Genomic DNA, 12,591 nt, shown 5'->3' on the forward strand with positions numbered 1-12,591 from the left:
GATTCCTTTTAACGTTCAGTGAAAAACTTACTGACCTAAATACACTTCCCGGACTTTGTCATTGTTCTGAATCTCTGCCATGTTGCCTTCAGCCAGCACATGCCCCTGATGGAGCACGGTCACTGTGCTGGCGATGGAGCGAACGAAATCCATATCGTGCTCGACAACCATCACAGAGTGCTGTCCGGCCAGTGAGCGCAACAACTCGGCGGTTCGATCCATTTCCTGATGCGTCATGCCTGCCACCGGCTCGTCAACCAGCAGTAGCTTGGGTTTCTGCATCAGCAGCATGCCAATTTCCAGCCACTGTTTCTGGCCGTGAGATAAACTTCCCGCCAGCATCTGGCGCTGCTCAGCTAATCCAATCAGTACTAGTACCTGTTCAATGTTGTCCTTTTGTTCGCCAGAAAGGCGTGCTCTGAAGGTCTGCCAGACCCCTCTGGGGCCGGTCATGGCCAGTTCCAGATTGGTCCAGACCGGCAGGCATTCAAAGACGGTGGGTTTTTGGAATTTACGGCCGACACCGGCAGTGGCAATCTCCGCTTCATCCATGTTCAGCAGGTTGAGATTCGAACCAAGCCAGACCTGGCCGCTGTCAGGGCGCGTTTTCCCGGTAATGATGTCCATCATGGTGGTTTTACCGGCCCCGTTTGGCCCGATGATGCAACGCAGTTCACCTTCTTTGATGTAGAGGTTGAGATCATTGATGGCCTGGAAACCATCGAAGGAGACGGAAACGCCTTCGACATACAGCAGTATGTTGTGTCGGGTGTCGATCAGCGGGTGGTGCTGAGGTTTCAGGAAGTCAAAGACTTCATGACGACGAGCCAGCGGCTGTAACGGATTGTGCGTCAGCAGCTTGTCCAGCCGTGATGACGTGGCGTGCGGGTTGAGCGTGGTGACTGTTGTCATGCGGATACCTCACGGCGTTGCAGCAGGCCGGCAAGACCTTTGGGCAGAACAAGGGTGGCGAGGACAAACAGGCTGCCGAGGGCAAAGAGCCACACTTCCGGGAACTCCACCGTAAACCAGCTTTTGGCATAATTGATCAGTACCGCACCGATGACGGCGCCATACAAAGTGGCACGGCCGCCAAGGGCAACCCACACCACGATTTCAATAGAGTTGAGCGGGGCGAATTCTCCCGGGTTGATGATGCCGACTTGCGGTACGTAAAGCGCACCGGCAATGCCAGCCAGAACGGCAGACAGGACAAAAATCGCCAGTTTGACATGTTCCACTTTATAGCCGATGAAACGCGTACGGGGTTCGGCATCACGGATGGCGATCACCACACTGCCTAACCGGCTGGCGACGACGGCGCGGCAAATCAGATAACCAAGGATCAGGGCCAGCACACTGGCAACAAACAGGGCAATTCGCGTGGTGTCGGCCTGCAAGTCGGCACCAAGCAAGTCTTTAAAATCCGTCAGGCCATTATTGCCGCCAAAGCCCATCTCGTTGCGGAAAAAAGCCAGCATCAGCGCAAAGGTCAGTGCCTGTGTCATGATAGACAGATACACACCCGAAACCCGCGAGCGGAATGCCAGCCAGCCAAAGACAAACGCTAATGCCCCCGGGATCAGCACGATCATCAGGCAGGTCAACCAGAAATGATCGAAGCCGTGCCAGAACCAGGGTAATTCGGTCCAGTTCAGGAAGACCATGAAATCCGGCAGTTCGGGGTTCGCGTACACCCCCCGGTCACCAATCTGGCGCATCAGGTACATGCCCATGGCGTATCCGCCCAAGGCAAAGAAAGCGCCATGGCCCAGACTGAGAATGCCCAGATAACCCCAGACGAGATCGACGGCCAGTGCCAGTAAGGCGTAACACAGGTATTTGCCCAGCAGCGAGACAGTGTAAGTTTCCAGATGAAGCGGATGCCCCTGCGGGACAGCAAGGTTGAGGACAGGCACGATGATCGCGGCAGCAAACAGCAGGGTCAGTAACACCTGTCCTCCGCGGTCCTGTCTGAGTATTGAGGTCAGCATAATGAATCCTTTTCTTATCCTTCAACGGCTCTGCCGCGTTGCGGGAACAGGCCACGCGGGCGTTTTTGAATAAACAGAATGATAAAAACCAGCACCAGGATTTTCGCCAGCACGGCACCTGCCCAGGGCTCGAGGATTTTGTTGAAAATGCCCAGGCTCAGACCGGCGACCAGGGTGCCCCACAGATTCCCGACACCGCCAAACACCACCACCATGAAGGAGTCGATGATGTAGCTCTGGCCCATGTTCGGCCCCACATTGGTCAGTTGGGATAGTGCAACCCCGGCAATGCCGGCAACGCCGGAACCCAGTCCGAATGTCATGGCATCGACCCACTCAGATCGGACCCCCATGGCCCGGGCCATGCCTCTGTTTTGCGAGACGGCGCGAACCTGCAGGCCGAGTGAGGTTTTTTTCAGCACCAGCAGCAAGAGGGTAAAGACCAGAATACAAAATCCGATGATGATCAGCCGGTTCCAGGTCAGGCTGAGCATGGGGGTGATTTCCAGCATCCCACTCATGAAATCCGGGGTCGTCACTGAGCGGTTCAGCGGAGAAAAAATACTGCGAACGGCTTGTTGCAGGATCAGGCTGATGCCGAATGTGGCCAGCAGGGTTTCCAAAGGACGACCGTACAGAAAGCGAATCACACTGCGTTCAATCGCGACACCGATAAGTCCCGACACCACAAAAGCCGCCGGAATAGCAAGGATCAGGGCCAGTGCCGTATGCTGAGGCATGAGCTGTTGCAGCACATAGGTGGTGTACGCGCCCAGCATAATCAGCTCGCCATGCGCCATATTGATCACCCCCATGACGCCGAAAGTGATGGCCAGACCAATACCGGCCAGCACCAGCACTGACCCCATGCTCAATCCGAAATACAGGGTTTCGACACCGTTGTAGAGGCGTTGCCGCTGCTCATACGCGCTGAGCGCGCGTGTTAGTGCGCTGTGAATCTCGGGATCCTTTGCCAGGGGTTCGGCCTGAGCCAGAGCGCGTTGGGCGGCAGGGTAGGCCGCATCTGTCAGCGACTCAATTAAGGCCAGCTGGCTGGCTTTGTGGTCTGCGATGCTGCTGTTCAGGCTCTCACCGGCCTCAAGATCAGTGGCCTGGCTGAGCTGGCCCAGTCTGGCGATGTCGAGCGCCAGGTTGATGGCCGCTTTGACCGCCGGGCTGCTTTCCTGGCTCAGCTGCAGGCTGAGCGCTGCAAGGATGTCCGGTTCTGTGTTGCCCGTCAGCGCCTGGACTGCCGTTAATCGGACAGACAGATCAGGGCTGCTCACATCAAGTGTGGAAAGCCGCCGTTGAATCAAGGTGCGCAGTGCATTATTGATGGCTACTTTTTTGTAGTCACGCGGGTTATCGAGCGTCACCGGTTTATTGCTGCTCAGCAACAACGCATGATGCTTATCCTGTAACAGGACCAAAGCGTGCGTGCGTTTCTGGTAAGCAATGCCGCGATTGAGCAGGCCATCAAGTATGGTTTTGGTCTGCGGATGATGCCGGGCAATCAACCATTCGATGGCTTCGGCTTTGCGCTCGAAATTGCGTTGGGCGAAGCTGTTTTCGACATCGGTGAAGCTGCTGACTGAACTGGCGTAAGCCGTTGAAACGAACATGGGTAAGCTGATCAACAGTATCAGCAGTTGCCGAATATCAGTGATGAAAGCCTGGTGCAAAGTCAGCAGTCCCGACAGTAACTGTTTGGTCATGAGTGTCGTCCGTGAGTGCAGGAAACAGGTCCAATCGTCCGGCAATCCGGGCCGGACGGTGGAGTGATGGGGTCAGTGGTTTATTCGTTGCTGCCCGCACATTTGCCTGAGACAACATTGAAGCTGCCGCAGGACATGGGTTTTTCCCAGCTGGCGAACAAGTCTTTTGAGCCGGGCAGAAAATCGGACCAGGCATCACCGGCCACTTCGTCTTTGGTTTCCCATACGGTCACGAACTGGCCGTCATCCTGGATCTCGCCAATCAGCACCGGTTTGGTGATGTGGTGATTGGGCATCATGGTGGCATAACCGCCGGTCAGATTCGGGACAGTCACCCCAATGATGGCTTCCTGTACTGCATCGGAATCTGTCGTTCCGGCTTTTTCGACCGCTTTCACCCACATGTTGAAGCCCAGATAAGAGGCTTCCATCGGATCATTGGTGACACGTTTGTCATCTTTGATGAACTTGTGCCATTTTTCGACAAAATCGTTGTTCTGATCTGTGTCCACACTCATGAAGTAGTTCCAGGCGGCGAGGTGACCCACCAGAGACGAGGTATCCATCCCTGACAATTCTTCTTCACCGACAGAGAAGGCAACCACCGGAATATCAGCCGCTTCGACGCCCTGAGCGGCGAGCTCTTTATAGAAGGGGACATTGGCATCGCCATTAATGGTGGACACAACGGCGGTTTTCTTACCGGTTGCGCCAAATTTCTTGATATCCGAAACAATGGACTGCCAGTCGGAATAACCGAACGGCGTATAGTTGATCATGATGTCGCTGTCTGCGACGCCTTTATCTTTCAGGTAAGCCGCCAGGATTTTATTCGTAGTACGTGGGTAGACATAATCGGTCCCGGCAAGGACCCAGCGTTTGACGCCCATTTCATTCATCAGATAATCAACGGCCGGGATGGCCTGCTGATTGGGTGCCGCACCTGTGTAGAATACGTTTTTGGACGATTCCTCTCCCTCATACTGCACCGGATAAAACAGCAGGCTGTCGAGTTCTTCAAAAACGGGCAGCACAGATTTACGTGAAACAGATGTCCAGCAGCCGAACACCACATCCACTTTGTCTTTCTCGATCAATTCGCGCGCTTTCTCCGCAAAAAGCGGCCAGTTAGAGGCAGGATCGACAACAACAGGCTCCAGCTTTTTCCCCAGAACACCGCCTTTTTTATTTTGTTCGTCGATCAGCATCAGCACAGTGTCTTTGAGCGTGGTTTCACTGATTGCCATGGTGCCGGAGAGTGAATGAAGGATACCGACTTTAATGGTGTCATCGGCGGCTAACGCATTGAAAGAGAGAGTCATTGAGGCGGCGAGGGCAGCCCATTTCAGTGTCACTGCTTTTTTATCCATGATGTTTGCTCCTTTTTAGTGTTATCACAGACACAAGCAAGGGACAGGCCAGAAAAATGTCTTCAGATAACAATCAAAAGAGTCAATGAAAAACAAGAGGTTACTCTGATTGAAATGAAGGTGTGCAGAGAAAGTAATACAGAACTGTCCATGAATGGTGCAGGCTGATCAGCCAGTGCACAATTTTGAGCCAGGAGTCAGAATTGTGATTTCACTGACCCCGCACCAGAAGCGTGAAAGGCACCGACAGTGACTTTCATCTATTGTCAGCTGTAGGTCATCTTTGGTCACTTATCTTGGCTTCGGTCTTGTTTTCTGGGAGCGAAGTGGCAAGCTTACGGTCTGTGCTGGCGGTATACTGCTTGTGAATCAACACAAATAACAGTGAGATAGCTATGTTGAAATACATTGTGATTGCCCTGGTGGGCCTGGGGATTTATATCGGTGTGACCTATAAAGATCAGATTGAAGATGCGATGAATGCACGTCCGATGGAGGAGGCGCAGGACATGCTTGAGGATGTGGGCGATCAGGCCGCGGATGCCAAAGATGCGCTGAACAAGCAACTGGAGACATTACAAAACTGATTGGTATCGCATGACTTAAAAAGTCATTCAAATAAAAATGGCGACCTCTAGGGTCGCCATTGTTGTTAGGTGCTTAGGTTCTGTGTTCAGAAAAGCGTCAAGCGTTATGCTCAGGCTTTCACTGGATTAGCAGCAGCTTCTTGCGCTTCGGCAGCACGGCATGCAGCCGCAGTGAAGATAACGTCAGTCGAGCTGTTCAGAGCCGTTTCAGCTGAATCCTGAATCACACCAATGATGAAACCAATCGCAACAACCTGCATTGCAACTTCGTTGGATACACCGAACAGGCTGCAAGCCAGTGGGATCAGCAGCAGAGAGCCACCGGCAACACCGGATGCACCACATGCAGACACGGCAGCCACGACGCTCAACAGCAGGGCAGTACCCAGATCAACCTGAATACCCAGCGTATGGACAGCCGCCAGAGTCAGTACAGTGATGGTAATTGCTGCACCCGCCATGTTGATGGTGGCACCCAGAGGAATCGATACGGAGTAAGTATCTTCGTGCAGATCCAGATCTTTACACAGTTGCATGTTCACCGGGATATTTGCCGCGGAACTACGGGTAAAGAAGGCAGTGATACCACTTTCACGGATACACTTCAGCACCAGTGGGAATGGGTTCTGCTTCGTTTTGTAGTACACAATCGCCGGGTTAACCACAAAGGCAATAATTGCCATAGAACCAAGCAGTACGGCCAACAGGTGCGCGTAGCTGGTCAAGGCAGAGAAGCCTGTTTCAGCGAAGGTTTGTGAGACTAAACCGAAGATACCGATAGGTGCCAGACGGATAACAAAACGAACGATCAGTGTGACGCCGTTAGACATGTCGTGGAACACTTGTTTGGTTGCATCTGATGCAGAATGCAGCGCAAAACCCAGACCTACAGCCCATGCCAGGATACCAATGTAGTTTCCGGTCAGCAGCGCGTTGATTGGGTTATCAACCACTTTGAACAGCAGTGTATTCAGTACTTCTGCAATACCTTCAGGCGCGGCCTGATTTGCAGTACCTGCGTCCAGAGTCAAAGTCGTCGGGAAAAGGAAACTCATGGTAACGGCAGTTAAGGCGGCCATCAGCGTACCGAACAGGTACAGCATAATGACTGGCTTCATATTGGTATGTGCGCCTTTTTTCTGGTTTGCAATTGAAGATGCAACCAGAATGAACACCAGCACAGGTGCTACAGCTTTCAGAGCACTGACGAACAGGCTGCCCAGGAAACCGACTTTTAGCGCGGCATCAGTTGAGACAGCGGCTAGGACGATACCTGCCACGATACCAATAATGATCTGGATAACCAGACTGCCATTGGCAATTTTAGCTAGGAATGGTTGTGGTTGACTCATACTACATCCTGAATGTTTTGAGTTGGTGTGGAAGCGTTTTATGTTGTTTGCGGGAGGTTTTTTAACAGGATAATCGAAGGATTTCCACTACTCTTTTTAGAAACTTTTAGGTTACACAATTTTAACGTTACTGAACGCTGATATTTGTGAGCGAATTATCACTAACAATTATCTGCTTCAGTCGGAGATGGCCTGCATTTATCTTGCTCTGTGCCGTGTCCATCGAACATTGCGCTGGGGCATGGGTGCTGAACAGAAAAATCCTGCCCGAAGGCAGGATTCGCTTTCACCTCATCTTTCGATCGCAGTTCATCACAACCGTGCGGGTTGGATGGAACAGGAACTGTGAGGGCCGGCAACTGTATGAGTTAACCGATCATTTTCGGTCTGCCGCCGGTATCTCTGGCACCAGCGGCTCCAGTCCATTGGCCGTTTGCGCCTTTTTACGGCGTTTCTGCTGGTGTTGCAGCAGAGCCAGCAGATCACTATTGTTCCATGCCTGAGGGGACTCACTGTAATGGGCAGCCATCATGGCATTTACCGCCTGATCCAGCTGCTGTCGGTGTTCCGCTGTCAGGTACGATTTATCCCAGGCATTGTAGTAGGTTTGTACCTGCATAGGCTGACATGCTGTCACCGCCGCGATCAGTTTGTCTGTGATGCTGTTATTGTCAGAGGCTGAATTGACGGGCTCTGTGGTCCGTGGAGGCTGTTTTCGGCTCCGCCACCACATCATCACAGTACCAAGCCAGAGAAGCGTGATGGCCAGCGTCAGCCAGGGCCACCAGGCAGAGACGCCCTGAGCCTGCTGATTCACAGCCGCAGGATTGTTATTCTGCGGGTTACTGAGCCCGGTCTGTGGCACGCCGTCACTCTGTTCATCCGATGGACGCATGTCACCGGGAATACTGGCTGTGGCATCTGGCTGAACCTGAAGCACTTTACCTTCAACCTGGCTGATGACTTTTTCCCCTTTATCGGTATTCCACCAGTTCACTTTCAAAGACGGCAAGGTAATCGTTCCGCTCTGACGGGGGATGATGACTTGTTTCAGCGTCATGACACTGTAATCGTTCTCTTGTTTGTAAACAGGCTTTTCGCTGTATACCCGGACCGAATCAGGATAGGTCAGGGACAAATCCGGCAGGTTACTTTGTGGTGTGCCTTTCATTTTCAGTGTCAGGGTACGTGAAACCGGTTCACCCACTTTCATATTCGGCTCATCTTTGTTCCATGTCTGCTCCAGCTGAAGATCCGCGGTTGGCAGCCACAGCCCTTGATAGTCATCGGGTTCAGCAAGGACAGTCAACGGCATTGGCTCGGCCTGAATATTGACGGGGATCCGCATGCCAAATCGCCGGCTGCTGTCACTTTTGAAGGCAGTGCCAGTGAGTTTGGCTCCCTGAAGGGTGATATCACCCGGCTTGGTTGCTGTGACTCGGTACTTACGGTTAATAATGGTGTAGCGTCTGCCATTCAGTACGGTGTCTGCCTGATGATCATCACCCACCTGAATCACTTCCAATCCTTCGCCCTGAGGGGCGATTAAACTGGCTTTTTCCAGCTGTTCTCCGAGCTTGAGTTGTACCATGTAGATCTGACTTTCACCGACATACAGGCGGCTTTTGTCCATCCGCCCGTTGACCTCAATCGCAAGATCGGTGGTGGAAGCGGCAGCATCTGAACGGTCATTGACCTGAATTCGAATCGGATCTGACGCGGACGCGCCAATACGAAAGGCCGGAATGGTGAAATTACCTTTCGCTTTGGCGGCGAGCGGCACTTGCCATTGCGTTTGTCTGGTGACAGTACCGTTGACAAAACGGCTAGAAGAACGGGTGCTGGCAGTACCGACAGTGAAGTCTTTTTCGAGTGGCGATAAATCAAGCGCACTGGCGCTGACATTGTCATCTATGCTGACCGTCAGCTCAAAGATCTCATTCACTCCAATCTGGCTGGACGACACAGTCGCCACCACCTGGGCGGCATACGCCGAGTAAGAGAGCAGGCTGCCAATCAGCAGCACGACACTTAACCAGAGCTTTGTCCGGCAAAATGCGGAAAGAAAAATAACATACTTAGAATGCATTGTGAGTCCTTGCTTCTGTAACTGTCTGTGGCTACCAACGATTTTCAGGTGCGTCCGGGGCTGGTTTTTCTCTCGCCTGGAGAATGATCTGAGCCCTGAGCAGTTCACGGGTGCTGTCTGGTATCTGCTCCAGTTTTTTTAATGTCGGATGGCTTGCACTCAGGCCACTGGTGTCTCCGCCACTGTCTTCATCGTCACCGTCTTCATTATTACCGGCGATTGGCTGCTCGCTTTTCTCAGCGTTTGGCTTGGCCTGTTCACCAGCAGGCGATATGCGCGACTGGTCGTCATTGCCAGCGGAATTGGCTGAGCTTGGATCTGAACCGGCTTGGGCTGGATTTCCCGCTTGTGAGGATTGCAGACTGTCAGCCGAAGAAGGGGATGATTCTCCGGCACTGTCATTATGATGACCCGACGCCGGCTGGCTTTGTTCATCTTGCAGCGATTGCCTGTCTTGCTGCGCATCGCCAGCAGACGCAGAAGCAGTCTGGTCAGATTGACTGGCGTTATCAGACTGGCCAGTTTGACTGTTTTGCTGGCTGGATGGCTGCTGCTCTGATGCTGATTGTCCATTGCTATCACGGGATGAGTTGCCAGCTTGTTGCCCGGACTGTGAGCCTTGGCCTTGCTGACCTTGCTGACCTTGCTGACCTTGCTGACCTTGCTGGTTCGCTTGTTGCTGGCGGAGTTGCTGCTCGACGATATCCAGATTGGTTTTTGCATCTGTGTTATCCGGATCTGCGTTCAGCAAGTCCTGATAGATATCGCGGGCCTTGTCCAACTGGCCGGCTTGTGCGTACGCATTGGCCAGGTTGTAACGAGAGGCCGGGTCGGTTAAACCTGACAGGGATTCGATGGCGCCTTCATAATCGCCCGCCTGATACTTGGCTGCTCCTTGCCAGGCGGGTGACTGGAACAGATCCGCTGCTGCCTGGTAGTCCTGTTGCTGATAGTGTTGATAAGCGTCCTGATCCTGATTCAGCCAGGGAGAGGCAAAGCTTTTCTCAACCGGCAGGAAAGCGATCAGTAAACAGGAAAATGCGATGCCTTTGCGACAGGCGGGCAGAAAGAGCAGGATCAGCGGGATCAACAGCCAGAATCCGCCATTGAGTTTTTCCTCAATGGTCTTGTCTTGCGCTTGTTCTGACTGCGCGCTGAGATGGGTCGTTTCCTGAATCAGCGCTAGAATATCCTGATCATTCCCCCGCCATCGCACCATGATGCCACCATGGCTGGCAGCCAGTGTTTCCAGCCGCCGGGGATGCATTTTGCTCACGATAGTGTTGCCCTGGTTGTCTTGTAACAGCCGGCCGTCTGGCATAGTGACCGGAGCTCCTTGCGGGGTCGCGACAGCCAGAATGGACAAGCGGTATTGATTGTCTTGTAGCAACTGGTCAGTTTGCGTGGCTTCCCGCTCACTGAGTCCGTCAGTGATCAAGATCAGATCCCCCTGAGGGTGCCCGGCTTGCCTGAGCAGATCAATGGCGGCTTTCACACCCGCGGCAGCGTTACTGCCCTGTATCGGCAAAATAGCAGGTGATAACCCCGGGATCAGGTGGCTCAATGTCGCACTGTCTGCAGTCAACGGGCTGATGATGTAGCCATCTCCGGCATAAGCGACCAGGCCTGTGCTGCCTTCCTGCCAGTAGGGCAGAAGGTCCATGGCTTTATAGCGGGCCTGGGTCAGGCGGTCAGGTGGCAGATCGGTCGCGTACATGGAGTTCGACATATCCATGATAATCACTCTGGCACCGCTCAGGTGAGAGGCGGGCAACATTTGTTTTTGCCAGCTGGGACCGGCCATTGCAACCACTGCCAGTATCCATCCTATGCTGAGGAGCAGAAGCGATAGCGCGCGGACTCGCTGCGAGGAGGGTTTATTGTCGGGTTGAAGGTGCGCAGCAATCAGCCCGGACTGTGCACGGCGTTGCGCCAGCCAGGGCAAAAGGACAGCCAGCGGAATCAATGCCAGCAACCAAGAAGGATGTAAGAAAGTAAAATCAGCCATATCGCCTCCAGCGGATTGCCAGCAGGACGCTGAAGAGCAATGCCCCTGCCAGTGGGAAGCGAAACAACTCTTCTCTTGGCCGCCAGGTTTGCTGAGCGGTTGATACAGGTTCCAGATCATTGATTGACTGGTAAATGCTGGCTAATTCCTGCGGATTCCTTGCCCTGAAATACTGACCCTCAGTGAGGGCTGCGATTTGGGTCAGCGCATGCTCGTCCAAATCCTGTGAAGGGTTAACCATACGATCACCAAAGAAACTGCGCTGCACCATTTCATCGGCACCTATGCCGACTGTGTATATCCTGACCTTATTTTCAGCGGCCAGCTTTGCCGCTTCCATCGGATTGATCACACCGGAAGTATTGGCACCGTCACTGAGCAGGATAATCACGCGTTGCTCGGCGTCACTGTTGATAAAGCTTTTCGCTGCGATGCCCAGTCCTTCACCAATAGCGGTGCTTTGTCCGATCAGTCCGAGCACTGTTCTGGCTAATTGCTGCTTGACCGTGTTCAGATCGAAGGTTAACGGCGTTTGCAAGTAGGCATGATTGGCGAACAGCACCAGACCCAGCCTGTCGCCCTGACGTTTGCTGATGAAGTCGGTGACTACCTGTTTTACCGCAGTCAGGCGATCAATCGTGTTGCCCTGGCCATCGATCATATCTTCAATCGACATTGAACCGGACAAATCGACAGCCAGTAACATGTCTCTGTGTTCAGGTTGTATCTGAACCGGATCACCAAACCAGACCGGCCTGGCGAGTGCCCCTAACAAGCTGACCCAGCACAGCAGGGCCAGAATGCTTTGCCAGCGTCGAACCGGCTTTTTGACCAGATTCTCCGGCAGCACCGGCAATGTGATGGCGGCCACGGGTTGAACCGGTTTGCTAAAGCGGTAGATAAACCAAGGCAGTGGAAGCAAAATGAGCGCCCACCACCATATAAATTCAAACATGCCTGTCCCCTTTTGCTGCGTCCTCTTTTATAGCTTGGCTATGCTGAGGAAAACGGGGCGGAAGGGCATGCCTTAACCAGATCTCTGCCTGATGCCGGCAGGCATCACGAATGTTCTCCTCAGTTTCTGAGGCATACATCGCCTGTGTCCATGCATCATGCAGCAACACAAACCCCTGGTGTTGTTCAGGCAGCTGATGGTCTAAAAATGCCATCCAGTGATGGCCACTTAGCCCTGCGACTTGCTCACGGGGAAAGTAGGTGAGCGCGGCCTGTCTGAGTAAGGTATTCATTTCTGACACCGATTGCGCGTGTTTGAGTTGTCCTAATGCCTGTTTTTTACCTGCTTTTAACCCGCGTCTGGCCGTGAGGTGACTCACGACCAGATACAGCAGGACAAGCAGGATGATGATAAGCAAAGCACTTGCCCACCATCCCCAGGCCAGAGGCCAGGGATCCGGCAAAGCTGGCAAATGGAGATCGGCCAGCTGCAATGGATGCGTCTGTGTTTGTGCCATAAAA

Annotated in this window: 10 protein-coding genes; 1 reads left to right on the forward strand and 9 read right to left on the reverse strand. The window is 53.2% G+C overall.

What is annotated here, in order from left to right; translation table 11 throughout:
* Positions 1–27: 27 nt before the first annotated feature.
* The 4 genes from urtD to urtA form a co-directional block, all read right to left on the reverse strand.
* Complete coding sequence (gene urtD / locus P4S53_RS00090) at positions 28–912, reverse strand: urea ABC transporter ATP-binding protein UrtD (RefSeq protein ID WP_337110816.1); 885 nt, start codon at positions 910–912, stop codon at positions 28–30.
* The gene (urtC, locus tag P4S53_RS00095; protein WP_337110817.1) at positions 909–1,994 is read right to left on the reverse strand and encodes an urea ABC transporter permease subunit UrtC; all 1,086 of its coding nucleotides are present in this window, start codon (positions 1,992–1,994) and stop codon (positions 909–911) included. Before urtC ends, urtD begins: the two co-directional genes overlap by 4 nt.
* Positions 1,995–2,008: 14 nt before the next feature.
* Complete coding sequence (gene urtB / locus P4S53_RS00100; protein WP_337110818.1) at positions 2,009–3,709, reverse strand: urea ABC transporter permease subunit UrtB; 1,701 nt, start codon at positions 3,707–3,709, stop codon at positions 2,009–2,011.
* 80 nt (positions 3,710–3,789) lie between these two features.
* On the reverse strand, positions 3,790–5,079 hold the full coding sequence (gene urtA / locus P4S53_RS00105) for an urea ABC transporter substrate-binding protein (protein ID WP_337110819.1): 1,290 nt from the start codon (positions 5,077–5,079) through the stop codon (positions 3,790–3,792).
* 395 nt (positions 5,080–5,474) lie between these two features.
* Here urtA and P4S53_RS00110 point away from each other — a divergent pair, with 395 nt between their 5' ends.
* Positions 5,475–5,666, forward strand: coding sequence for a YtxH domain-containing protein (locus P4S53_RS00110; RefSeq protein ID WP_337110820.1), 192 nt, complete (start codon positions 5,475–5,477; stop codon positions 5,664–5,666).
* Between the two features lie 110 nt (positions 5,667–5,776).
* Here P4S53_RS00110 and sstT read toward each other — a convergent pair whose 3' ends face one another.
* From sstT to P4S53_RS00135, 5 genes are all read right to left on the reverse strand, one after another.
* Positions 5,777–7,018, reverse strand: a complete 1,242-nt coding sequence (gene sstT / locus P4S53_RS00115; protein ID WP_337110821.1) for a serine/threonine transporter SstT — start codon at positions 7,016–7,018, stop codon at positions 5,777–5,779.
* A gap of 376 nt (positions 7,019–7,394) precedes the next feature.
* Positions 7,395–9,107, reverse strand: coding sequence for a BatD family protein (locus P4S53_RS00120; RefSeq protein ID WP_337110822.1), 1,713 nt, complete (start codon positions 9,105–9,107; stop codon positions 7,395–7,397).
* 31 nt (positions 9,108–9,138) lie between these two features.
* A complete protein-coding gene (locus P4S53_RS00125) occupies positions 9,139–11,115 on the reverse strand; it encodes a vWA domain-containing protein (protein WP_337110823.1) in 1,977 nt (658 codons plus the stop codon).
* The gene (locus P4S53_RS00130) at positions 11,108–12,070 is read right to left on the reverse strand and encodes a vWA domain-containing protein (RefSeq protein WP_337110824.1); all 963 of its coding nucleotides are present in this window, start codon (positions 12,068–12,070) and stop codon (positions 11,108–11,110) included. Before P4S53_RS00130 ends, P4S53_RS00125 begins: the two co-directional genes overlap by 8 nt.
* Positions 12,063–12,587: a DUF4381 domain-containing protein gene (locus P4S53_RS00135; RefSeq protein WP_337110825.1), complete on the reverse strand. Its 525-nt coding sequence runs from the start codon at positions 12,585–12,587 to the stop codon at positions 12,063–12,065. The genes P4S53_RS00130 and P4S53_RS00135 overlap by 8 nt, the downstream gene beginning before the upstream one ends.
* Positions 12,588–12,591 lie beyond the last annotated feature (4 nt).

The organism is Photobacterium sp. Hal280 (assembly GCF_037162255.1).
GTDB lineage: Bacteria > Pseudomonadota > Gammaproteobacteria > Enterobacterales > Vibrionaceae > Photobacterium.